At 63.9% G+C, this 24,425-nt stretch carries 19 protein-coding genes and 1 tRNA gene; 16 read left to right on the forward strand and 4 right to left on the reverse strand.

Translation table 11 applies throughout. The features are described 5' to 3' along the window. Positions 1 to 84: 84 nt before the first annotated feature. The 12 genes from xdhA to A8B82_RS08065 all read left to right on the forward strand — a co-directional run bounded on the left by xdhA (position 85) and on the right by A8B82_RS08065 (position 13,696). A complete protein-coding gene (gene xdhA, locus A8B82_RS08010) occupies positions 85 to 1,476 on the forward strand; it encodes a xanthine dehydrogenase small subunit (RefSeq protein WP_067290579.1) in 1,392 nt (463 codons plus the stop codon). Next, complete coding sequence (gene xdhB / locus A8B82_RS08015) at positions 1,473 to 3,863, forward strand: xanthine dehydrogenase molybdopterin binding subunit (RefSeq protein ID WP_067290582.1); 2,391 nt, start codon at positions 1,473 to 1,475, stop codon at positions 3,861 to 3,863. Before xdhA ends, xdhB begins: the two co-directional genes overlap by 4 nt. Beyond that, the gene (gene xdhC, locus A8B82_RS08020) at positions 3,860 to 4,627 is read left to right on the forward strand and encodes a xanthine dehydrogenase accessory protein XdhC (protein ID WP_067290585.1); all 768 of its coding nucleotides are present in this window, start codon (positions 3,860 to 3,862) and stop codon (positions 4,625 to 4,627) included. The genes xdhB and xdhC overlap by 4 nt, the downstream gene beginning before the upstream one ends. Further along, a complete protein-coding gene (locus tag A8B82_RS08025) occupies positions 4,624 to 6,144 on the forward strand; it encodes an ABC transporter ATP-binding protein (RefSeq protein ID WP_067290587.1) in 1,521 nt (506 codons plus the stop codon). The genes xdhC and A8B82_RS08025 overlap by 4 nt, the downstream gene beginning before the upstream one ends. 48 nt (positions 6,145 to 6,192) lie before the next feature. Next, the gene (locus tag A8B82_RS08030) at positions 6,193 to 7,275 is read left to right on the forward strand and encodes an ABC transporter permease (protein ID WP_067290590.1); all 1,083 of its coding nucleotides are present in this window, start codon (positions 6,193 to 6,195) and stop codon (positions 7,273 to 7,275) included. Next, positions 7,275 to 8,195 (forward strand): ABC transporter permease, encoded by a 921-nt coding sequence (locus tag A8B82_RS08035; protein WP_067290591.1) that lies wholly within the window; start codon positions 7,275 to 7,277, stop codon positions 8,193 to 8,195. Before A8B82_RS08030 ends, A8B82_RS08035 begins: the two co-directional genes overlap by 1 nt. A 42-nt stretch (positions 8,196 to 8,237) precedes the next feature. Continuing rightward, positions 8,238 to 9,311, forward strand: a complete 1,074-nt coding sequence (locus tag A8B82_RS08040; RefSeq protein ID WP_067290593.1) for a BMP family ABC transporter substrate-binding protein — start codon at positions 8,238 to 8,240, stop codon at positions 9,309 to 9,311. A gap of 251 nt (positions 9,312 to 9,562) precedes the next feature. Next, a complete protein-coding gene (locus A8B82_RS08045) occupies positions 9,563 to 10,171 on the forward strand; it encodes a glutathione S-transferase family protein (protein WP_067290594.1) in 609 nt (202 codons plus the stop codon). Between the two features lie 66 nt (positions 10,172 to 10,237). Beyond that, a complete protein-coding gene (locus A8B82_RS08050; RefSeq protein ID WP_067290718.1) occupies positions 10,238 to 11,176 on the forward strand; it encodes an aldo/keto reductase in 939 nt (312 codons plus the stop codon). Continuing rightward, entirely contained in the window at positions 11,173 to 12,252 is a 1,080-nt protein-coding gene (locus A8B82_RS08055) for an NAD(P)/FAD-dependent oxidoreductase (RefSeq protein ID WP_067290597.1), read from the forward strand. The genes A8B82_RS08050 and A8B82_RS08055 overlap by 4 nt, the downstream gene beginning before the upstream one ends. Continuing rightward, positions 12,249 to 12,902, forward strand: coding sequence for a DUF938 domain-containing protein (locus A8B82_RS08060; RefSeq protein WP_067290598.1), 654 nt, complete (start codon positions 12,249 to 12,251; stop codon positions 12,900 to 12,902). Before A8B82_RS08055 ends, A8B82_RS08060 begins: the two co-directional genes overlap by 4 nt. After that, positions 12,902 to 13,696: a glycoside hydrolase family 25 protein gene (locus A8B82_RS08065; protein WP_067290600.1), complete on the forward strand. Its 795-nt coding sequence runs from the start codon at positions 12,902 to 12,904 to the stop codon at positions 13,694 to 13,696. Before A8B82_RS08060 ends, A8B82_RS08065 begins: the two co-directional genes overlap by 1 nt. 93 nt (positions 13,697 to 13,789) lie before the next feature. Here the strand turns inward: A8B82_RS08065 and A8B82_RS08070 are convergent, their stop codons facing one another. From A8B82_RS08070 to A8B82_RS08085, 4 genes are all read right to left on the reverse strand, one after another. Next, complete coding sequence (locus A8B82_RS08070; RefSeq protein WP_067290602.1) at positions 13,790 to 16,285, reverse strand: GcvT family protein; 2,496 nt, start codon at positions 16,283 to 16,285, stop codon at positions 13,790 to 13,792. A 301-nt stretch (positions 16,286 to 16,586) separates the two neighbouring features. Next, a complete protein-coding gene (locus A8B82_RS08075; RefSeq protein ID WP_067290609.1) occupies positions 16,587 to 17,993 on the reverse strand; it encodes an FAD-binding oxidoreductase in 1,407 nt (468 codons plus the stop codon). Between the two features lie 30 nt (positions 17,994 to 18,023). Then, positions 18,024 to 19,799, reverse strand: coding sequence for a gamma-glutamyltransferase (gene ggt / locus A8B82_RS08080; protein ID WP_067290612.1), 1,776 nt, complete (start codon positions 19,797 to 19,799; stop codon positions 18,024 to 18,026). Between the two features lie 120 nt (positions 19,800 to 19,919). Beyond that, a complete protein-coding gene (locus A8B82_RS08085; protein WP_067290720.1) occupies positions 19,920 to 20,906 on the reverse strand; it encodes a 2-hydroxyacid dehydrogenase in 987 nt (328 codons plus the stop codon). 155 nt (positions 20,907 to 21,061) lie between these two features. Between A8B82_RS08085 and A8B82_RS08090 the strand changes: the two genes are divergently transcribed. The 4 genes from A8B82_RS08090 (at position 21,062) to A8B82_RS08105 (ending at position 24,226) form a co-directional block, all read left to right on the forward strand. Further along, complete coding sequence (locus A8B82_RS08090) at positions 21,062 to 21,553, forward strand: SH3 domain-containing protein (protein WP_138069708.1); 492 nt, start codon at positions 21,062 to 21,064, stop codon at positions 21,551 to 21,553. 92 nt (positions 21,554 to 21,645) lie between these two features. Continuing rightward, positions 21,646 to 22,638: an NADPH:quinone reductase gene (locus tag A8B82_RS08095; protein ID WP_067290618.1), complete on the forward strand. Its 993-nt coding sequence runs from the start codon at positions 21,646 to 21,648 to the stop codon at positions 22,636 to 22,638. A gap of 133 nt (positions 22,639 to 22,771) precedes the next feature. Beyond that, the gene (locus A8B82_RS08100) at positions 22,772 to 24,091 is read left to right on the forward strand and encodes a mechanosensitive ion channel family protein (protein ID WP_067290620.1); all 1,320 of its coding nucleotides are present in this window, start codon (positions 22,772 to 22,774) and stop codon (positions 24,089 to 24,091) included. A 60-nt stretch (positions 24,092 to 24,151) separates the two neighbouring features. Further along, positions 24,152 to 24,226, forward strand: a tRNA-Gln gene (locus A8B82_RS08105). Positions 24,227 to 24,425 lie beyond the last annotated feature (199 nt).

Raw genomic sequence — 24,425 nt, forward strand, 5'->3', positions numbered from 1 at the left:
GAGTAAACGGGCCGCTCCCCTTCTACGTCGCATCGAGGGGGCGCGCATCTGGCCCCCACACACGTAACGCGACGGGTTTCAGGCATGGACATCACGTTTCTTCTGAACGGAGAACCTGTGTCACTAACCGACGTATCCCCCACCACCACGCTGCTTGACTGGCTGCGCGAGGCGCGCGGCCTGACCGGCACCAAGGAGGGCTGCAACGAGGGCGATTGCGGGGCATGTACCGTGATGATCACCGACGAGGCCGGATCACGCGCGCTGAACGGCTGCATCCTGTTCCTGCCGCAGGTACAGGGCTGCCATGTCACCACCGTGGAAGGCCTCCGCGCGCCCGACGGCAGCCTGCACCCGGTGCAGCGCGCCATGATCGACCACCATGGCAGCCAATGCGGTTTCTGCACGCCGGGCTTCGTGGTCTCCATGGTCTGCGCGCATCTCAACGGGGCCAGGGACCACGACACCCAACTGGCGGGCAACCTCTGCCGCTGCACCGGCTATGCGCCGATCATCCGCGCGGCAGAAGCGGCCAGCGCAGCACCGGTCCCCGTGCATCTTGAAAACCTGTCCTTTCATTGTTCCGAAAATACCACCGGGGGGTCCGGGGGGCTGGCCCCCCGGGTCCTGCATCCCACCCATTCCGATGATCTGGCGCGCTGGTACGCCGCCAACCCGCAGGCCACCCTGATTGCCGGGGCCACCGACGTGGGGCTGTGGGTCACCAAACAATTCCGCGATCTGGGTCAGGTCGCCTTTCTGAACCGCTGCGCCGACCTGCGCGGCATCACTGACGCAGGCGATCACTGGCGCGTCGGGGCGATGACCAGCCTGACCGCGCTTGAGGCCCATATCGCCCCGCACCATCCCAGCCTCGGCACCATGCTGCGACGCTATGGGTCGGTGCAGGTCCGCAATGCCGCCACCATCGGCGGCAACATCGCCAATGGTTCGCCCATCGGAGACGGCCCGCCCGCGCTGATTGCCCTTGGGGCCACCCTGCACCTGCGTCGCGGCGACACGCGCCGCAGCCTGCCGCTGGAGGATTTCTTTATCGCCTATGGCAAGCAGGACCGCACACCGGGCGAATTCGTCGAAGCCATCAGCATTCCCAAACTGCCCGACACCCTGCGCTGCTACAAACTCTCGAAACGCTTCGATCAGGACATTTCGGCCGTCTGTGGCTGTCTCAGCATCACCCGCCAGGGCCAGACCATCACCAGCGCCCGCATCGCCTTTGGTGGCATGGCAGGCACCCCGAAACGCGCAGATGCAGCCGAGGCCGCGCTGGAGGGCGCGCCTTTCACTGCTGACAGTTTCCATTCTGCAATGGCGGCTATGGCTGAAGATTTCGAACCGCTGTCCGACATGCGCGCATCAGCGGGCTACCGGATGCAGACGGCGCAGAACATGCTGTTGCGGTATTTCCATGACCTCTCCGGCCAGACCACGGATGTCAGCAAGGTGAGCGCATGAGCATCGCGCGCCCCCTGCCCCATGACGCCGCACATCTGCATGTGACCGGCGCCGCGCGCTATGTCGATGACATCCCGGTGCCGGGCAATACCCTGCACCTGGCCTTTGGGCTGAGCCAGACCGCAGCAGGGCGCATCACCACGATGGACCTTGACGCGGTCAGGCAGGCCCCCGGTGTGGTCGCGGTGCTGACCGCAGAGGATCTGCCCTTCGAGGCCGATTGCTCCCCCTCCAACCATGATGAGCCTTTGCTGGCGGCTGGCACCGTGCATTACGTCGGCCAACCGCTGTTTCTGGTCGTGGCCACATCGCATCTGGCCGCACGCCGCGCGGCGCGTCTGGGCAAGGTCGACATCGCGGCAGAAAAACCGGTCCTGAGCATCGCGGAAGCCCTTGCCGCCAACACCCGTTTCGAAGACGGGCCGCGGATTTATCGAAAGGGCGAACCGGAAGCGGTCCTGCCCAGTGCGGCACACCGTCTGTCGGGCAGCATCGACATCGGCGGGCAGGAGCATTTCTATCTGGAGGGGCAAGCCGCCCTTGCCCTGCCGCAGGACGACGGCGACATGCTGATCCACAGTTCGACCCAGCACCCGACCGAGATCCAGCACAAGGTGGCCCATGCCATCGGCAAGCCGATGCATGCCGTGCGCGTGGAAACCCGGCGCATGGGCGGCGGGTTCGGCGGCAAGGAAAGCCAGGGCAACGCACTGGCCATCGCCTGTGCGCTGGCAGCACGGCAGACTGGGCGGCCCTGCAAGATGCGCTATGACCGCGATGACGACATGATCGTGACCGGCAAGCGGCATGATTTCCGCATTGACTATGACGTGGGCTTTGACGACGCGGGCCGCATCGTGGCGCTGGACTTCACCCAATACGCGCGCTGCGGCTGGGCCATGGACCTGAGCCTGCCGGTGGCGGACCGCGCGATGCTGCATGCCGACAACGCCTATCACCTGGACCACATCCGCATCACCTCGCACCGGTTACGGACCAACACGCAGTCGGCCACGGCCTTTCGCGGCTTTGGCGGGCCGCAGGGGATGGTCGGGATCGAAAAGGTGATGGACCACATCGCACATGCGCGCGGGCTGGACCCGCTGGCGGTGCGGCGGGTCAATTACTATGCCGATCACGTTGCACCGCCCCCCGAGGTCGAGACAGGCAGCGCAGCCGTCACCGCCTCACCGGCAGAGGACAACACATCGCGCGGGGCGCAACCTGTGCCTGCCGCAACGCTCCCGGCCCCGCCCGAGGGTGTGCAGACGACCCCCTATCACCAGCCTGTCACCGACTGCGTCATCAACGCGCTGACCGACCGGCTGGCGGCAAGCTGTGATTATGACGCCCGGCGCGCCGCGATTGCCGCGTGGAACGCAGATCAGCCGATCCTGAAACGCGGCATCGCGCTGACGCCGGTGAAATTCGGCATTTCCTTCACGCTCACACACCTCAATCAGGCGGGGGCGCTGGTGCATGTCTATCAGGACGGCTCGATCCACCTGAACCATGGCGGCACCGAGATGGGTCAGGGCCTGTTCCAGAAGGTCGCGCAGGTGGCCGCCAGCCGCTTTGGCGTGCCGCTGGAGGCGGTCAAGATCACCGCGACGGACACCGGCAAGGTGCCGAACACCTCGGCCACGGCGGCCTCCTCCGGGTCGGACCTGAACGGCATGGCGGTGCAGAACGCCTGCGACGAGATCCGCGAGCGGATCAGGGCGCATCTGGCGGAACGCTACCAGATCACCGAGATCAGCTTTGCCGGGGGCAAGGTGCGCGCGGGCGGGGAGCAGATCAGCTTTGCCGAGGCTGCCGCCTCTGCCTATCAGGCGCGGGTCAGCCTGTCGGCCACCGGGTTCTACAAGACACCCGATATCGAATGGGACCGGATCAGGGGCCGGGGGCGGCCGTTCTATTATTTCGCCTATGGCGCGGCCTGCACCGAGGTGGTGATCGACAGGCTGACGGGTGAAAACCGGATTCTGCGCACCGACATCCTGCATGACGCGGGTGCCTCGCTGAACCCCGCCATCGACATCGGACAGATCGAGGGCGGTTACGTGCAGGGCGCGGGCTGGCTGACGACGGAGGAACTGGTCTGGGACGATCACGGCGCGCTGAAGACGCATGCGCCATCGACCTACAAGATACCCGCCTGCGGCGACCGTCCGGAGGTGTTCAACGTGGCCCTTTGGGATCAGCCCAATCCGGCGCGGACGGTCTACCGGTCCAAGGCGGTGGGCGAGCCGCCGCTGATGCTGGGCATATCCGCGCTGATGGCCCTGTCGGACGCGGTGGGGGCCTGCGGCCCGGCCTATGGCGATTTGCAGGCCCCGGCGACGGCGGAACAGGTGCTGGCAGCAGTGGAAAGGACGCGGGCATGAGCGGCGCGATCTATATCGAGATCACCGCCACGCGCGGTTCCGCCCCCCGCGACGCGGGCACCGCAATGAAAGTGACTGCCGAGGCTACGACGGGCACCATCGGCGGCGGCGCGCTGGAACATCAGGCCATCCGCATTGCCCGCCAGATGTTGACGAACGACGCGCCGGAGCTGACCCGCAGCTTCCCCCTTGGCCCCGGTCTGGGCCAATGCTGTGGTGGATCGGTGAAACTGCTCTTTACCCGTGACAAGCGCAGCACCGACATGGAACATTTCCACGTCCACCCGCTGAAAACACAGCCTGCGCACCCGGCTTTCCTCTGGCTCTGGGGCGCGGGCCATGTCGGGCGCGCGGTGATGCGCGCGGCCCACCCGCAGGCGTTCAAGATCACCTGGGTGGACGACGCCGCCGACCGGTTCCCATCCGGCCCCCTGGGCGCGGACGCCCGCGTGATCGCCGCCGACATGCCGCGCCTTGCCATGCGCGCGCCGGTTAACGCGCACCACCTGATCTTTACCTATTCCCATGACATCGACCTTGCACTGTGTGCCGCCCTGCTGGAACGCGGCTTTGCCTCCTGCGGGCTGATCGGATCAGAGACCAAATGGACGCGGTTCGACAAGAGACTGCGCGCACTGGGGCTTGATCCCGCGCCGATCACCTGTCCCATTGGGGACAAATCGCTTGGCAAGGCCCCGGATGCCATTGCCAGGGGCTGTGTAAACCGGCTTCTTGCCCTGATGCCCGAAGGGGAAACCGCATGAACGAAAAACCCCTGCTGGAGCTGTCCGGCCTGACCAAGGCCTATCCCGGCGTCGTGGCCAATGACGATGTGTCGTTGCGCATTGCTCCGGGCGAGGTCCATGCGCTGCTGGGCGAAAACGGCGCTGGCAAATCCACCCTGGTCAAGATGATCTATGGCCTGGTGAAGCCTGACGCGGGCAGGATGCAAATGCATGGCACGGGTTTTGCCCCGGCAGAGCCGCGCGCGGCGCGGGCGGCGGGCGTGGGCATGGTGTTCCAGCATTTTTCCCTGTTCGACGCGCTGACCGTGGCCGAGAATATCGCGCTGGGCATGGAGGACGCGCCGAAACTGCGCACGCTGAGCCAGCGCATCCGCGAGGTGTCGGATACCTACGGTCTGCCACTCTCGCCCGACCGCGTGGTGGGGGATCTGTCGGCAGGCGAACGCCAGCGGGTCGAAATCATCCGCTGTCTGTTGCAGGAGCCCAAGCTGCTGATCATGGATGAGCCTACTTCCGTGCTGACCCCGCAGGAGGTCGAGATCCTGTTCAAGACCCTGCGCAAGCTTTCTGCCGAGGGCACCGCGATCCTGTATATTTCGCACAAGCTGGAGGAGATCCGCGCGCTTTGTGACAGCGCCACGATCCTGCGGCTGGGCAAGGTGGTGGGCCATTGCACCCCCTCCGAGACATCGGCGCGGGACATGGCGGAAATGATGGTGGGCACGGTGCTGAAGACACCCACGCGCGCAGGCAAGACACCCGGCGACGTGGTGCTGTCGCTGACCGGATTGTCCGCGAAATCACCCAGCGCCTTTGGCATGCCCCTGCGCGAGATCAGCGTCGAGGTGCGTGCGGGCGAGGTGCTGGGCATCGGCGGGGTGGCGGGCAACGGGCAGGACGAACTGTTGGCAGCCCTGTCCGGCGAAACCCTGAGCGCGCCCGGCATGATCGCCTTTCGCGGCCGGGACGTGAGCGTGCTGGGCCCGACCCCGCGCCGCGCAATGGGCATTCTGACAGCGCCGGAGGAGCGGCTGGGCCATGCCGCCGCCCCCGACATGTCGCTGACGGAGAACGCCATGCTGACCGGGGCCGCGCGCGAGAATCTGGACCGGGGCGGCCTGCTGGACTGGAGCGCCGCGCGAAGCTTTGCCGAACGGATCATCAGCACATTCGACGTGCGCACACCGGGGCCGGGCAATGCGGCGCGGTCCCTGTCGGGGGGCAACCTTCAGAAATTCGTGATCGGGCGCGAGGTCCTGCAACGCCCCGACCTTCTTGTGGTGAACCAGCCGACCTGGGGTGTCGATGCCTCTGCCGCCGCCGCAATCCGCCAGGCGCTGCTGGATCTGGCAGAGAACGGCGCGGCCATTATCGCAATCAGCCAGGATCTGGACGAGTTGATGGAAATTTCGGACCGTTTCGCCGCATTGAACGAAGGCCGCCTGTCACCCCCCCGCCCCGCGCAGGGGCTGACGGTGGATGAGATCGGGATGATGATGGGCGGTGCCCATGGAATGGAGGTGGCGCATGTCTGAACCGGCTCATTTGTGTATTTTGGGAACAATGAAGCCAGGGGGCGGCGCATGATCCGGCTGGAGAAGCGACCGCAGCCAAGCCGGGCCTTTTCACTGGCCACGCCGCTGCTGGCGGTGCTGGCAACCATGGTGTTTGGCGGGTTGATGTTTGCCGTGCTGGGCAAGGACCCTGTCACCTCGATCATCACGATCTTCTGGCAGCCGCTGTTCGGCGAATTCGCCTTTTACTATCGTCCGCAACTGCTGATCAAAGGCGCGCCGCTGGTGTTGATCGCCATCGGGCTGAGCCTGGGCTTCAAGGCGGGTATCTGGAACATCGGGGCGGAAGGGCAATACATCATGGGCGCGCTGTTTGGTGCGGGCGTGGGGCTGGCGTTCTATCCGATGGAGAGTTTCATCGTCTTTCCGATGATGGTGCTGGCCGGGGCCTTTGGCGGCTGGTTATGGGCAATGATCCCGGCATTGTTGAAGGTCAAGTTCGGCACCAATGAAATTCTCGTTTCGCTGATGCTGGTCTATGTGGCAGAACAGTTCCTTGCCTCCATGTCACTGGGGCTGATGAAAAACCCCGAAGGTTTCGGCTTTCCGGGCAGCCGCAACCTGCAGCAATACAACAGCGCCTTCAACGCTGACCTGATCGAGGGATCGGGCATGCATTGGGGTGTGGTGGCGGCATTGATCGCGGTGATCTTTGCCTATGTGCTGCTGACCAAACACCGCCTTGGCTTTGCCATCCGGGTCACGGGTGAGGCACCGCGCGCCGCGCGTTTCTCTGGTGTGAACCCGACGCGGCTGGTGTTGTTCTGCCTTGGCGCATCGGGGCTGCTGGCCGGTCTGGCCGGGCTGTTCGAAGTTGCGGGGCCTGCGGGCCAGGTGACGATTGATTTCAACGTGGGGTATGGCTTTACCGCGATCATCGTCGCCTTTCTGGGGCGGTTGCACCCGATCGGCATCCTGCTGGCGGGCGGGCTGATGGCGCTGACCTATATCGGCGGCGACATCGCGCAATCGCAGCTGGGTCTGCCTGCCGCTGCCATCCAGGTGTTCCAGGGAATGTTGCTGTTCTTCCTGCTCGCCTTTGACCTGCTGACAAATTACCGGCTGCGCCCTGGCCGGACGGAGGTGGCATGATGGACCTTTCTGCAATCAACCCGATCCTCTTCGTCGCCGGTTTCCTGGTCGCGGCAACGCCCCTGATCTTTGCCGCCATCGGTGAGTTGGTGGTCGAGAAATCCGGCGTGCTGAACCTCGGGGTCGAGGGCATGATGATCACCGGGGCGATCTGCGGCTTTGCTGTTGCAGTGGAAACCGGATCACCCCTGCTGGGCTTTGCCGCCGCCGCGGCGGGCGGGGCGCTGCTGTCGCTGCTCTTTGCCTTCCTCACCCAGATCGCGCTGGCCAATCAGGTCGCTTCCGGCCTGGCGCTTACGCTTTTCGGGCTCGGGCTCTCGGCGCTTCTGGGCCAAAGCTATGTCGGGGTGAAACCGCCGCGCCTGGGCGATATCGACTTTGGCCCGCTGGCGGATATTCCGGTGATCGGCCCGATCCTGTTCACCCATGACATCATCCTCTACCTTGGCATCGCGCTTGTCGCGGCCACCTGGGCGGTGCTGAAGTTCACCCGCGCGGGGCTGGTGTTGCGCGCCGTGGGCGAAAGCCATGATGCCGCCCATGCGCTGGGCTATCACGTCAAGCGCATCCGGACCCTTGCCATCATGTTCGGCGGGGCCTGCGCGGGCGTTGGCGGGGCCTACATCAGCCTGATCCGGGTGCCGCAATGGACCGAAGGCATGACCGCCGGCATCGGCTGGATTGCGTTGGCGCTGGTGGTCTTTGCCAGCTGGAAACCATGGCGACTGTTGCTGGGTGCTTATCTTTTCGGCGGCATCACACAATTGCAGTTGAATCTGCAGGGCGCGGGCGTTGCCATTCCGGTGGAGTATCTGGCAATGTCGCCCTATCTCATCACGATCATCGTGCTGGTGATCCTGTCAGCGGACAAATCGGCGGCACCTGCCTCCCTTGGCCGCACTTTCCATGCCTCTCAATAGGGGCCAATTCAGCCCGACAAGGGCATCAAACGGGGAACTCACATGAAACTCACGAAACTCCTGACAACTGCGGCACTGGCCGCCGGTTTGGCAACCGGCGCGCTTGCGCAGGACAAGACCAAGGTCGGCTTCGTCTTTGTCGGCCCTGTCGGCGACGGCGGCTGGACCTACGAACACAACGAGGGTCGCCTGGCCCTCGAAGAGGAATTCGGCGATGCGGTCGAAACCGTCTTTGTCGAAAACGTCGCCGAAGGCCCGGACTCCGAGCGCGTGATGACACAGATGGCGCTGGACGGTGCCGACCTGATCTTCACCACATCCTTCGGCTATATGGATCCCACGATCAACGTCGCCAAGAAATTCCCGGATGTGAAGTTCGAACACGCCACCGGGTACAAACGGGCCGACAACGTCTCGACCTATTCCGCACGCTTCTACGAAGGCCGCGCCATCCAGGGCCACATCGCGGGCTCCATGACCAAAAGCAACATCATCGGCTATATCGGTTCCTACCCGATCCCCGAAGTGATCCGGGGCATCAATTCTGCCTATATCCATGCCAAGAAAGTGAACCCGGACGTCCAGTTCAAGATCGTCTGGGCCTACACATGGTTTGACCCCGCCAAGGAAGCGGACGCCGCCAAGGTGCTGATCGAACAGGGCGCGGACGTGGTGCTGCAACACACCGATTCCACCGCGCCCCAGGCCGCGGCCCAGGAAGCCGGCAACGTAATCACCTTCGGTCAGGCCTCCGACATGGCACAATACGCGCCCAAACCGCGGGTCTCGTCGATCATCGACAACTGGGCGCCCTATTATATCGCGCGCACCAAGGCGGTGATGGACGGCACCTGGGAATCGACCGACACCTGGGACGGTATCGGGCCCGGCATGGTCGGCATCGGCGAGATCACCGATGCGGTGCCCGCCGAAGTCAAGGAACAGGCGCTGGCACTGAAAGACAGCATCGCCTCGGGCGACTATCACCCCTTCACCGGGCCGATCAACAAACAGGACGGCAGCGCCTGGCTGGCCGAAGGCGATACAGCCGATGACGGCACGCTGGCCGGTATGAACTTCTATGTCGAAGGCATCGAAGGCGACATTCCGCAATAACGCGGCCAAATCCCGACGCAAGGAGGCAGGTCACCACACCTGCCTCCTTTTTCGTTTCATTGTTCCGGAAAATACACCTGCATGCCCACACGGCCGGATGTCCGGTCGATGCTTCGGGCTCAGCGCGCCGCACCCACTCGACATGACGTCGCGGCGTCAGCCGCGTCCGCCGGATCACAGCACCGCTTCGCGCTTTTCCTTTTGCGACCACCCGTTACACTGGCCCCGGAACCGTCGCGAAAGGCCAGATCATGATCCACGTCCACCACCTCAACCGCTCCCGCTCGCATCGCATTCTGTGGCTGCTTGAGGAAATCGGCCATCCCTATACCATCGCCCACTACAAGCGGGACGCCAAAACCAACCTGGCACCGCCGGAACTGCGCAGCATGCACCCCTTGGGCAAATCGCCGATGGTGGAACTCGACGGCAAGCTGATCACCGAAAGCGCCGCAATCACCGAAGTGCTCTGCGCCCGGTTCGCCCCCGAGATGATTCCCCCCCGGGACGATGACGCCTACCTGCGCCATCTCGAACTGATGCATTTCGCCGAAGGCTCTGCCATGACGCCGATTCTGCTGAACCTCTATGTCGGTCGCCTGGGCGAAGCGGGCGCGCCGCTGCATCCGCGCATCTCTGAGGAACTGACCAGCCATTTCGCCTATATGAACAGTCTCGTGCGCCCCTCGGGCCATTTCGTGCTGGACCGGCTGTCTGCCGCCGACATCATGCTCAGCTTCCCGGCAGAGATCGCCATGCGCATGGACCGCGGCGCGGAGTTCCCGGCGCTCAAGGGGTTCGTCGATATGATCCATGGCCGTCCGGCCTATCAGCGTGCAACGGAAAAAGGCGGCGAATGAGGGCGGGCTGAACGCCCTGCAAAGCGGCCATTGCGCCGGGCCTTTCTCCATGCCACCAAAGCAGTCATGAAACAAACTTTGACCAGCCTGAATGGCACCCCCGCCAGCCGCCTTGCCTTTGGCACCATGCAATTCGGCGGGCGGGCGGATGACGCCGCCTCCGCCGCAATGTTCGAGGCCTGTATCGAGACGGGCATCACCCATTTCGACACGGCACATGTCTATACCGACGGCGCGTCGGAGACCTTGCTCGGGCGGTTCCTGGGCAGCCGTCGCGACGACCTGATCATCGCGACAAAGGCAGCCTACTCCGGCGGTGCGAGCCGCGACAATATCCTGAATTCTGCCGAAACCTCGCGCAAGCGGATGGGGCTGGACACGCTCGACGTGCTCTATCTGCACCGTTTCGATCCAGACACCGACATGGCCGAAAGCTTCGAAACCTTCGCGCAACTCAGGGATAAGGGCCATATCCGCCACATCGGCCTTTCCAACTTTGCCGCCTGGCAAGTGGTGAAGGCAGCGGGTGTCGCTGCGGATTTTGACCTGACAGTCGCGGTGATCCAGCCGATGTATAACCTGGTCAAACGGCAGGCCGAAGTCGAGATCCTGCCGATGGCGGATGATCTGGGCATTCTCGTGGCCCCCTATTCGCCATTGGGCGGCGGGCTGCTGACCGGGAAATACGGTGCTGGCGGCACCGGCAGGCTCAGCGAGGATGACCGCTATGCCGCGCGTTATGGACAGGCGCAGATGCATGACGCTGCCCAGGGCCTGACCGAAATCGCGCAGGAGACGGGCGTGCATCCCGCCACGCTGGCAGTGGCCTGGGCCGCGCGGCATCCGACGGGACCAAGCCCGATCATCTCGGCCAGATCGGTCGAACAATTGCAGCCCTCGCTGGCGGCGATGCAGTTCGAAATGTCGGGTGAACTTTATGCCCGGCTGAGTGCCCTCAGCCCGACGCCGCCACCCGCCACGGATCGGCTGGAGGAACAGACATGAGGGATATCGTCATCATCGGGGGCGGCATCGCCGGCCTGTCCGCAGGCGCGCGTCTGTCTGCCGATGCACAGGTGACCGTGCTGGAGAGCGAATCGGCACTTGGGTTTCACGCATCGGGCCGCTCTGCCGCGCTGTTCGAGCAGAACTACGGCCTGCCCAGCACGGTCGCGCTGAACAAGGCCAGCGCCGACTATCACTGGCATGCGAACGGCGGCTATCTCAGCCCGCGCGGTTTCCTGCTGGCAGCCCGCGCCGATGAACACGCGGCATTTGAGAAAGACGCCGAAACGCTGGGCATCGCACCGATCAGTCTGGAACGGGCGCTGGAGCTGGTGCCGATCCTAGACCCGGAACAGCTGGCGTACGCGGGTTATCACGAAGAAGCCTATGACATCGACACCGACCGGATGATGCAGGATTTCGCCCGCGAGATTCGCCGCAATGGCGGTGCCGTCATCACCGATGCGCCTGTCTCGGCGATCAGTCGGCAGGGTGAAATCTGGCAGGTCAGCACACCCAAGGGCAACCATAGTGCCACCCGGCTGGTCAACGCGGCCGGGGCCTGGGCCGATCAGATCGCCGGGATGGCCGGGATCGCCCCCATCGGCATCGTCCCACATCGTCGTTCCATGGCGCGGCTGCCAGCACCCGGCGGTCATGACGTCAGCCGCTGGCCCATGTTCTTTGGCGTGGGCGAGACCTGGTACGCCAAGCCCGACGCGGGCGCGCTGCTGGTTTCCCCGGCAGAGGAAGATCCGGTGGACCCGCATGACGCCTGGGCCGATGACATGGTACTGGCTGAAGGGCTGGCGCGCTACGAGGCCATTGTGACAGAGCCGGTCACCCGGCTGCTCACGTCCTGGGCCGGACTGCGCAGCTTTTCCCCGGACCGCGCGCTGGTGCTGGGCCCAGAACCGGGTGACCCGACCTTTGTGTGGTGCGCGGCGCAGGGCGGCTACGGGTTTCAGACGGCACCGGCCGCCTCGCAACTGCTCGCCGATCTGGTGATGGGCCGCGCGCCTGCGATGCCCGGCGACGTGGTGGCCAGCCTCACACCGGACAGGTTCCGGGGATGATCCGCAAATTGCCGCCCACTGCCAGCGTCGCTGATCCGCAGGAGAGTGGCAAGCTGCATGCCCCCGCCGCCGCGCGCAATGCCGATGCGATCTGCGCTGTCTTGCTACAACATGCGCCCGCCACAGGCCGCGCGCTGGAGATTGCCAGCGGCACGGGACAGCATGTGGTGGTCTTTGCCCGCGCCCTACCGGGCCTGCATTGGCAACCAACCGAAATCGACCCGGCCCGCCGCATCAGCATCGACGCCCATGTGACAGAGGCGGGGCTGGCCAATGTCGCCCCTGTGCGGCACCTCGACGCCAGTGCGCCCGATTGGCACGCAGACAGCGGTCCATACGACCTGATCGTGTTGGTGAACCTGCTGCACCTGATTTCCGACGCCGAAGGCCGTCAGGTGCTGAACGGCGTGGCAGCAGCCCTTGCCCCCGGCGGGGTCTTTGTCCTTTACGGGCCGTTCAAGCGATCGGGTGAATTGATCAGTGAGGGCGACCGCCGGTTCGACGCAGAATTGCGCGGCGCCGATCCGCTGATTGGCTACAAGGACGATCTTGAAGTTGCGGGCTGGCTGGGCAACTCTGGTCTGGAACCGGCCCACTGTGTCGGGATGCCCGCCAACAACCTTGCCCTTGTCGCGAGAAAGCCAGCCTGATGATCCTGCTCCGCCGCCTTTCCCTGCTTTGCCTTCTGGCCCTCGCCGCCTGCGGGGCGCACGACACAGGCGTGCCGCCCGCCCCACCCGGCGTTCTGTTTGCGCCGGATTTCGGCGACAGCGATCCTGCCTCTTTCAACACACCACGCCCTGCCGCCTTTGCCGTGCACGGGATCGACGCCGCACGCTTCCAGAAAAGCATTGAGTGGGGCACCGCGCGGGCCAGCGGCGTAAACTTTGCCTTCATCAAGGCGACAGAGGGCGGCGACCTGCTGGATTCCGGGTTCGAGGAACACTGGCGTGCGGCGGGCAGTGCTGGCGTGGCGCGTGGTGCCTATCATTTCTACTACTTTTGCACCTCGCCAGAGGATCAGGCCCGCTGGTTCATCCGAAACGTCCCGCGCACCCCCGGCATGATGCCCCCGGTGCTGGACATGGAATGGAACCCCTTCTCACCGACCTGCGCCACGGTGCGCCCGCCGGGGGCTGAAGTGCGAGACCAGATGCGCCGCTGGCTGCGGATCGTCGAAGCGCAATATGGCCAGCGTCCGATCATCTATACGACACCGAAATTCTACAGCGAAAACAACCTGGACCAGTTCCGGGGTTACGAGTTCTGGCTGCGGTCCACCGCCAAAACCCCGGCGGAGGTTTACCCCGGCCAGCCCTGGCGCTTCTGGCAATACACCGCCACAGGCGTCGTGCCGGGCATTGCCGGCGACGTGGACCTGAACGCCTTCAACGGCAGCCGGTCGGACTGGCAGGCCTGGATTGCGCGCCGCGCGGTGCGGTAGCCGTTTTCTTCGAAGAAAACGGGCCGGAATTTTCGAAAATTCCGACCCCCGGCATCAGATGCCGCCGCCGAGGTGGACAGCGGCGGAAACGCTTCACCCGTCGACCCGAATGGTCGCGTTCTTGGGATCATAGGGGCTGTCCTCGACCACCACTGCATCCCAAAGCTGATCGAACATCTTGATCTTCAGCTTCGTGCCCACCTCGGCGTGTTCCGGCTTTACATAGCCCATGCCGATGCTCTTGCCGAAGGCCACCGAATAGCCACCCGAGGTCAGACGCCCGGTGCGCGTGTCACCGGCATAAAGCACTTCGCGGCCCCAGGGGTCTGCATCGTCCGGCCCGTCGATCAGCACCGTCACGCATTTCGCGCGGATGCCGTGATCGGCCATCGCCTGCTTGCCGTGAAATTCCTTGTTCAGATCGACAAAGCGCGGCAGATCGGCCTCCAGCGGGGTCGCGTCACGGCCCAACTCATTGCCAAAGGCGCGGTAGCTCTTTTCCTGCCGCAGCCAGTTCTGTGCCCGCGCGCCGACCAGCTTCATCCCATGCTTCTCGCCCGCTTTCTCAAGTTGGTCGAAGAGGTAGTTCTGCATCTCGATCGGGTGGTGCAGCTCCCAGCCCAGCTCGCCGGTATAGGCCACGCGGATCGCACGGACCGGGCACATGCCCAGCTCAATGTTGCGCATGGTCAGCCAGGGGAAGCGCTTGTTCGACAACACCGTGTCGGGGTCCGCATCCTTGACGATCTCTTTCAGGACATCACGCGACTTTGGCCCGGCAATGGCAAATACGCCCCATTGCGTGGTGACATCATGGCATTCGATATATCCGAACTCCGGCGCCTTGTCCTCGATCGCCTTGCGCAGGTAATCGCTGTCATAGGCTGTCCAGGCCCCGGCGCTCACAAGATAATATTCATCTTCGGCCAGCCGCACGATCGTGTATTCCGTGCGCGTGGTGCCCGCCCCGGTCAGCGCATAGGTCAGGTTGATACGGCCAACGCTGGGCAGCTTGTTGCAGGTGAACCAATCGAGAAACTGCGTCGCCCCCGGCCCTTTGACCAGATGCTTGGTAAAGGCTGTGGCGTCGATCAGGCCCACACCCTCGCGGATCGCCTTCGCCTCTTCCACGGCATATTGCCACCAGCCACCCCGGCGGAAACTGCGCGCGTCATGGTCGTTGAACCCTGAGGGCGCGAAATAATTCGGGCGTTCCCAGCCGTTGACCCAGCCGAACTGCGCGCCGCGCGCGGCCTGCCGGTCATAAGCAGGCGAGGTGCGCAGCGGACGGCAAGCGGGGCGTTCTTCGTCGGGGTGGTGCAGGATATAGACGTGTTCGTAGGCTTCCTCGTTCTTGCGCGCGGCGAACTCGGTGGTCATCCAGTCGCCATAGCGTTTGGGGTCGAGCGACGCCATGTCGATCTCGGCCTCGCCTTCGACCATCAGCTGCGCAAGGTAATAACCGGTGCCGCCCGCCGCCGTGATCCCGAAAGAGAAACCTTCAGCCAGCCACATGTTGCGCAGGCCCGGTGCAGGACCAACCAGCGGGTTGCCGTCAGGGGTGTAGCAGATCGGGCCGTTGAAATCGTCCTTCAGCCCGCAGTTTTCGGCGGACGGGATGCGGTGGTTCATCGCCATGTACTGATCCTCGATCCGGTCCAGATCCAACTGGAACAGATCGGCGCGGAAACTGTCGGGCACGCCGTATTCGAACCGCGCAGGTGCATTCGGCTCGTAGACGCCCAGAATCCAGCCGCCCCGCTCCTCGCGGACATAGCTTTGCGCATCGGCGTCACGGATAACCGGGTGCTCGACATTGCCCGGCTGCTTGCGGAACTCGACCAATTCGGGGTCCTGGTCCATGACGATGAATTGATGCTCGACCGAGATCGCAGGCATCTTTAGCCCCAACATCTTGGCCGTACGCTGCGCGTGGTTGCCGCTGGCGGTCACCACATGCTCCGCCGTGATGACGATCTGTTCGTCGGACGGCACAAGGTTGCCGCCCTTTTCGACCATCTTCGTCGCGGTGACTTCCCAGGCCTCGCCGTTCCAGTGGAAGGCATCCGCCTGCCACTTGCGTTCGATCATCACGCCGCGCTGACGCGCGCCCTTGGCCATCGCCATGGTCACATCGGCAGGGTTAATATAACCGTCGGTCTGGTGATAGATCGCACCCTTCAGGTCCTCGGTCCGGATCAGCGGCCACTTCGCCTTGATCTGATCCGGCGTCAGCCACTCGTAGGGCACGCCGCAGGTCTCCGCGGTCGAGGCATAGAGCATGTATTCATCCATCCGCGCATCGGTCTGCGCCATCCGCAGATTGCCCACCACGGCGAAACCGGCATTCAGGCCGGTCTCCTCTTCCAGTGTCTTGTAGAACTTGATCGAATAGTCATGGATATGCGTGGTCGCGAAGGACATGTTGAAATAGGGCAAAAGCCCAGCCGCGTGCCAGGTGGAGCCTGACGTCAACTCGTCGCGCTCCAGCAGCATCACATCTTCCCAGCCCGCGCGCGCCAGATGATAGGCGATGGATGTCCCCACGGCACCGCCGCCGACGACCAGTGCTTTGACGTTTGTTTTCATGTCCGGGGCTCCCCTGCTGGATCTGCCCCCCTTTTAGTCAGGGCACTGGAATTCCACCATTCCGCGCCGACGCAAGACAGCGCAAAACCGACCTGCGCCGCGCGAATTTTCGACTGCGCTTTCCGTCACCGCTCAAAAGCGGCGAATCCACCAAACCAATACGCCGGTTCAGGCCCACCCCTGCCTTTCATTGTTCTTCAAATATACACTTCCCCTCGTGCCACTGGCGCAAACGCCCAAGGGAAGGGCTCAGCCCGCCACAGACACCCATAATGTCATGCGGCGCAGCCGCGCCTTTGGATCACGCGGGCAGGATCTTGCCGGGGTTCATGATGTTGTCCGGGTCCAGCGCTACCTTGATCGCCCCCATGACGCTGAGCGCCTCCGGCCCCATTTCCTTGATCAGATAGGGTCGCTTGCCCTGCCCCACACCATGTTCCCCGGTGCAGGTGCCATCCATGGCAATCGCCATGTCATTCAGCCAACTGATAAAGCTTTCCGCCCGCGCCACCTCTTCGGCATCATCCATGTCGAGCAGCAGCGAGGCGTGGAAGTTCCCGTCGCCCGCATGGCCCACCACCGGTGCGATCAGCCCTAGTTCCCTCGCCTTGGCATCTGACGCCGCCACCGCCTCGGCCAGACGCGAGATCGGCACGCAGACATCCGTGGCCACAGCCTTGCAGCCGGGCCGCAGTGCCATCACCGCCCAATAGGCGTCATGCCGCGCCTGCCAAAGCTTGTTGCGCTCCTCCAGCGATGCAGTGGCCTGATAGCCCGTACCACCCTCTTCCTCCGCCAGGATGCCAAAGGTCTCCGCCTGTTCGGCAACACCCGCCTCCGAGCCGTGGAACTCCAGCAGCAACATCGGCGTTTCCGGCAGATCCAGCTTGGAATAGGCATTCACCGCCTTGACCACCAAGGCATCCAGCAGCTCGATCCGCGCCACCGGCAACCCGTATTGGATCGTCGCCATCACCGCGCGCGACGCCGCTTCCAGCGTTGGAAAGGAACAACGCGCGGCCGACATCGCCTCGGGAATGCCCTGCAACTTCAGGGTGATCTCGGTGATCAGCCCCAGTGTCCCCTCCGACCCCACCATCAGACGGGTCAGGTCATAGCCGGCAGAGGATTTCCGCGCCCGGCTGGCGGTGCGCATGATGCGCCCATCCGCCAGCACCACCTCCAGGCTCAGCACATTGTCCTTCATGGTGCCATAGCGCACCGCGTTGGTGCCCGAGGCCCGCGTCGCCGTCATCCCCCCCAGCGAGGCATTGGCCCCCGGATCAATCGGAAAGAACAGCCCCTGGTCGCGCAGGTAGGTGTTCAGCGCCTCGCGCGTCACCCCCGGCTGCACCCGGCAATCCAGATCGCCCGCGTTGACCTCAAGCACCTTGTCCATCTGCGACAGGTCGATGGAAATCCCGCCAGCGGGGGCGTTGATATGCCCTTCCAGTGACGTCCCGGTGCCATAGGCGATGACCGGCACCTTATGTTCCGCGCAGATCTTCACGATCTCGGACACTTCCTGCGTCGATTGGGCAAAGACCACGCCATCGGGCATCTGATTCTCGATCCAGGTGGTCGTATGGCCGTGCTGTTCACGGATCGACAGTCCGGTCTGGAACCGCTCGCCGAAGCGCTGCTTGAGCACGCCCAGAACCGATCCAATCCCGTCTTCATTGCGTGCCAATGTGGTTATCTGTGCCATATCGTCCCCTTTTCCGCCAAGCGCGGTCCTTTATTGTCCATATGCGATGCCCTCGCGCCGCGGGTCCGCGCCACCTTGCAGGTCATCACCAATCGCAATCAGATGCAGACCCGAGGTCAGTTCCCGGCTGCCCACCTCGTAGCCCATCTCGCCCAGCGCTCCGGTCAGGTCGACCGCCGCTGTGCCCTCTTCAAGATCATAGGCCCCGAACCGGTTGACGGCATGGGGGATACTGGCGGCCTGCTGCACGTCCAGTCCCCAGTCGATCACCCCCACAATGGCCTCGGCCACATAGCCGATGATCCGGCTGCCGCCGGGGCTGCCCACGGCCAGCACCGGCTTGCCGTCCTTCAGAACAATCGTCGGTGCCATGGAGGAGCGTGGCCGCTTGCCCGGCTCGACCCGGTTGGCAATCGGCACGCCCTCGCTGTGGGAGCTAAAGGAGAAATCCGTCAGTTCATTGTTCAGCAGATAGCCGTTCACCATGATCCGGCTGCCAAAACCGTTCTCGATGGTGGTGGTCATGCTGGCCACATTGCCCGCCCCATCGACAATGGAGATATGCGACGTCGACGGCAGTTCGAGCGAGATGTCATCCGCCCAGTGCAGCGCATGGTCGAATTCCGGTTCGCCCGGAATCACCTCGCTCAGCGCCACATCCCCCGACAACAGCGCGGCACGCTGCGCCAGATAGGCCTCATCCAACAGTCCTTTCACCGGGACCGGCACATAGTCGCTGTCCGCCAAATACCGTCCGCGATCCGCAAAGGCCAGCCGCGCGGCGTCACCCATCAGACGGCGCACCTGCGCATCCTGCGGTCCCGCGCTCAGGTCATACCCTTCCAGCAGGCCCAGAATCTGCCCCACAGCCACCGCCCCCGAGGACGGCGGCCCCATCCCGCAGACCTCATGACCACGATAGGGCGCACAGACCGCCGCGCGCTCCTTGACCTGATAAATGCTCAGGTCAACGGGAGAGAGCATCCCCGCCCCTTCCATCGCACCGTTGACCGCCTCAACAATCGCCTGCGCATTGTCACCGGTATAGAACGCCGCCGCGCCGCCGTTCAGCATCCGCAGCGTTTCGGCATAGGCCGGGTTCTTCAACAGGTCGCCTGCCGCCAGCGGTTCACCACCCGGCATGAAATAGGCTGCGGTATCGGCAAATCGCCCCAGCCGCTCCCGATCTCCCTCGATCAGCCCCGCCAGACGTGGGGAAACTGGAAACCCTTCCTCGGCCATGGCAATTGCTGGCGCGGTCAGATCAGCGAAAGGCAGCTTGCCCCAGCGCCCATGCACCGCCTCCATCAAGGCAGGTGTGCCCGGCACCCCGACAGAGCGGCCGCCGACCACCGCATCAAAGAACTTCAGCGGCGCGCCATCCGCATCCTGAAACCGGCGCGGGGTCGCGGCCAATGGCGCGGTCTCGCGCCCGTCCAGCGTCGTCACCTCGCCCGTCGCAGCATCATACCAGACCAGAAAGGCCCCGCCGCCCAGGCCAGAGCTTTGCGGCTCCACCAAACCCAGCATCACCTGTATCGCCACCAGCGCATCCGCAGCGGTCCCACCGGCAGCCAGCGCATCGGCCCCGGCCTTGACCGCATGGGGGTTTGCCGCTGCAACCATCCAGTTCCGCGCCACAACCGGCTTGCCCTGTACCTTTGCGGCCATCGCGCCTGCATATTCGGGGCCCATATCCTCGAAAACACCCGCACCCGCCGCCTCCGGTGCCACCGTATCCGCAACCTGCTGGGCCGCCACCGGCCCGGCAGCAAGAACGGTCAGAACTGAGATCACTTTCCACATGGCGCAACACCTCTCTCTTTTTGGTTCCAAATATCCCAGGGAGTTTGAGGAACAGCGTCCCTCATCCCCAAATAGATCGCGTGCGGCGCAGCCGCGCCTGCGGATCACGCCCGCCTCGGGTCACAACATCGAGGGCACCACCTGATCGGGCGGCCGGTGGCCGTCGTCGAAGGTCTTGATGTTGATGATGACCTTCTCGCCCATCTCTATCCGGCCCTCCAACGTGGCCGATCCCATATGCGGCAGCAGCACCACGTTATCCAACTCCCGCAGTCGCGGGTTGATGTCGGTCCCGTGTTCATAGACATCCAGCCCAGCGCCCTTGATCTCACCCGCGCGCAACATCCGCGTCAGCGCATTCTCGTCGATCACTTCCCCCCGTGAGGTGTTCACGATCACCGCATCGGGTTTCATCAGCTTCAGCCGCCGCGCGTTCATCAGGTGGAAGGTCGAGGGCGTATGCGGGCAATTGATCGAAATCACGTCCATCCGGGCCACCATCTGATCCAGGCTTTCCCAATAGGTCGCGTCAAAATTGCTCTCGGTCTGGGCATGCAGCCTGCGCCGGTTGTGATAATGGATCTGCATCCCGAAGGCGCGGGCCCGCGTGGCCACCGCCTGCCCGATGCGGCCCATGCCAAGAATGCCCAGCCGCCGCCCGCTGATCCGGCCACCCAGCAGCGCGGTGGGGGCCCAGCCGGCCCAGTCGCCCTTTTGCATCAGGGCCATGCCCTCGGGCATCCGGCGCGTCACCGACAGGATCAGCGCCATGGTCATGTCGGCGGTATCTTCGGTCAGCGCGCCGGGTGTGTTGGACACCAGAATGCCGCGTTGGCGGGCCGTTGCCACGTCGATATTGTCGACCCCCGCCCCATAGTTCGCAATCAGCTTGAGCTGCTCGCCCGCCTGACTGATCAAGGCCGCGTCGATGGTGTCGGTGATCGTCGGCACCAGCACATCCGCGCTTTTGACCGCTTCGGCCAGTTCGGACCGGGTCATCGGCGCATCGTCAGTGCGCAGCGTCACGTCAAACAACTCGGACAGCCTCGTCTCCACTGCATCGGGCAACCGTCGCGTGACTACAACACTCAACCGTTTCTTTGACATTTCGTCCTCCCCAGACTTGGCGACCTTCATATTCCCGCGCATGGTGTCCCAAGCAGCGACGAGGCACAAGAACCTCGCGGTGTAAAAGAGCAAACAAAACCAATCAGAAGACAGTGCAGGCAGCACCCATGATCCTTCGACTCAAAAGCGCCGCAATGGCGTTTGTGATACTGACGATTCTGACGGCGCCCGTGCTCTGCCCTCCGGCCCTGGCCGACGGGGTCGGGCCCGTCACCAACCTTCCCCTGCCCAGATTCGTCTCGATGAAGGCCACCGAAGGCAACGTGCGCCGGGGGCCTTCGTTGTCACATCGCATCGACTGGGTGTTCAAACGCCGCGACATGCCACTCAGGATCACCGCAGAGCACGGCCATTGGCGCCGGGTGGAGGACCGCGACGGCATGGGCGGCTGGGTCCATTATTCTCTGCTGTCGGGCACCCGCACGGTGCTGGTGGAACAGGATATGCTGGCGCTGCATGTGCGGCCCGACCCGAATGCGCCGGTCTCTGCCGCGCTTGAACTTGGCGTGGTGGCAAAGCTGGGCGAATGCATTCCCGAATGGTGCGAATTGCGCACGGGCGGTTTTTCGGGCTGGGCGCCCAAGGCCCGGATCTGGGGCGTTTCGCCCACCGAAATCCACGACTGATCACGACAGGCCCAAGCGTTTTCCCGCCCGCTGATTGCCCGTGTCCCGGTTTTGCATCACACTCCCTTTACCGCCCCAAAAGAGGACCAGACATGCAGGCCATCACCTACGACAGATTCGGCGCGGCACGTGATGTTCTGCGCCAGCGGGACATCGACAGCCCATCCCCCGGCCCCGGCGAGGTCCGGGTGAAGCTGGCCTTTTCCGGCGTGAACCCCTCTGACGTGAAGTCGCGCGCAGGATTGCGGCCCGATGTCACCAAACCCGATTATCCCCTGATCGTGCCACACAGTGACGGTGCCGGAGAAATCGAGGCCACAGGCCCCGGCGTGGACAAGGCCCGCATCGGCCAGCCTGTCTGGATCTGGAATGGTCAATGGCAGCGCAGCCACGGCACGGCGGCCAGCCACATCACCCTGCCCGCCCATCAGGCTGTGCCGCTGCCCAAAGGCATCGGCTTTGATGTGGGCGCGAACCTCGGCATTCCCGGACTGACCGCCTGCCATGCGGTATTCGGCGGCGGTGGCGTGGCCGGAGAAACGGTGCTGGTGCAAGGCGGCGCGGGAACGGTCGGCCTGCTGGCGGTGCAGCTTGCCAAATGGGGTGGGGCAAGGGTGATTGCCAGTTGCAGCGATGCTGACCGTGACGCCGTCGCCGCAGCCGGCGCTGACGTGGTGCTGGACTACCGCGCCGAAGATCTTGCCGGGCAGGTGCTGGCGGCCAACGGCGGCAACCCTGTAGAAACGATTGTGGAGGTCGAATTCGGGCTCAACATCGCGGCGGACTCCGCGTTGATCGCCCCCAACGGGCGGATCGCGGCCTATGGATCGTTCAAGCAGATGCAGCCGGTGCTGCCCTTCGGACCGCTGCTGTTCAAGGCGGTGACAATCGACATCATCCTGATCTACCTCTTGCCCGCCGCCGAGCGGGACGCCGCCATCAGCCGTCTGCATCACGCGCTGGAAGATGGCGCGCTGAGCTGCCCGACCGAGCGGATTTATCCGCTGGCCGACACTGCCGCCGCCCATGAAGCTGTCGAGAAGGGCGCACGCAATGGGGCCATTCTGATCGACTGCCAGAGCTGAACAGCCGGAATTATCCTGATCATCCAACGCAGTGTTTTGCATAATTCTGCGTCGCCTCCCCCTTTGCGCATGATTGCCAGGGCAGCGGCACCGGCATAGGGTGGTGCAATTGCACTTCCACGGATTTTAGATCATGCGCTTTTTTGCCCTTCTGTTCTGCCTTTTCCTGCCCTTTGCCACCCTCGCCCAGACCAGCGATCAACCGACCGGGACCATCGCGATCCAGGATGATGCCGCATCCGATGCAGCCATTGCCAACCGCATCCGCGACATCCTGCGCGAGTTGGACGGCTACGAGGACATTTCCGTGACCGTCTCCTCGGGGATCGTGACCCTGCGCGGCACGACGCTGGACATGACGTCTGCCACGCGGCTGTCAGAACTGGTCGGCCGGGTTGAAGGCGTGGTGGCCATCGAGAACGAGGTTTTCGAGACGACCGATGTGGCACGGCGGCTAAACCCTGCGGTGGAACGGTTCAAATCTCGCGGCTATCAGTTTGTCGCCTTCTTGCCGCTGGCGATGATTGCCCTGGCGGTGTTCTTTGCCGTCGTTCTGTTCGGCTTTTTCATCGCCCGGCGCAAACAGCCCTGGGACCGGATGTCGCCCAATGCGTTTATTGCCGACATCTACCGGCAGATCGTGCGGCTTTTCTTTATCATCAGCGGTCTGGTCATCGCGCTGGACATCGTCGGGGCGACAGCACTGCTCTCGGGCATTCTGGGGGCGGCGGGCATTGTCGGCCTCGCCATCGGTTTTGCCGTGCGTGACACGGTGGAAAATTTCATTGCGTCCATCATGTTGTCGATCCGCCAGCCGTTCCGGCCCAATGACACGGTGGAAATCGAAGGCGACACCGGCAAGGTCATCCGCCTGACCAGCCGCGCCACCATCCTGCTGAGCTTTGACGGCAACCACATCCGCATCCCCAATGCCACAGTGTTCAAGAGCCGGATCGTGAACTTCTCGCGCAATGCCGAGCGGCGGTTCACCTTTGCGCTGTCCGTCGCCTCGGACGCGGACCTGGATCAGGCACGCCACATGGCCGAGGACACGCTGAACGCCCTGCCCTTCGTGTTGGACAGCCCCGAGGTTTCGGTCTGGATTGAATCGGTGGATGATTTCTGGATTACCCTGAACATGGCCGCCTGGATCAACCAGAATGACACCTCCATTGTGCTGGCCCGGTCGGAGGCGATCCGCCTGACGCTGGCGGCATTTGACGCGGCGGGCATCTCTGCCCCCCTGCCCAGCTACCGGATCGAGAACCTGCCGGGCACCGCCACGCCGGCGCAGGACAGGCGGGCAGACGCCCCGCAGCAAGAGACAGCCGCCCCCGCCCCGGTACAGGATGTCGAGGCAACAGCGGAAAAGGAACTGGAAAAGATCGTGGATCAGGAACGCGCGGAACTGTCGCGGCGCGATCTGTTGAATGTGAACGCAACAGAGGAATAGGATTTTTGCCAAAACGGGTCTTGCGTTGACCGTCCAAGGCCCTTAATTAGCGGCTCACGTTGGGATGTAGCCAAGTGGTAAGGCAACTGTTTTTGGTACAGTGTACCGTAGGTTCGAATCCTACCATCCCAGCCACTTCTCCGAATTTGTCGAAGTAGATCAGACAGCCCGCCCTATGGGCCGCGTCGGCCTTTGGAATCGGACCAGCGCTGCACGACAAAGCCGCCGTTCGTACAGTTCCCAGTGAATGACAGCTTCGAATCTGGTGTGACGTAAGGAGCAAGCCAGGCGGGGGCGCGTGACGCGGACCCTTGATCGGATTTGGAAAATCCGT

The organism is Sulfitobacter sp. EhC04, from assembly GCF_001650875.1.
GTDB lineage: Bacteria > Pseudomonadota > Alphaproteobacteria > Rhodobacterales > Rhodobacteraceae > Sulfitobacter.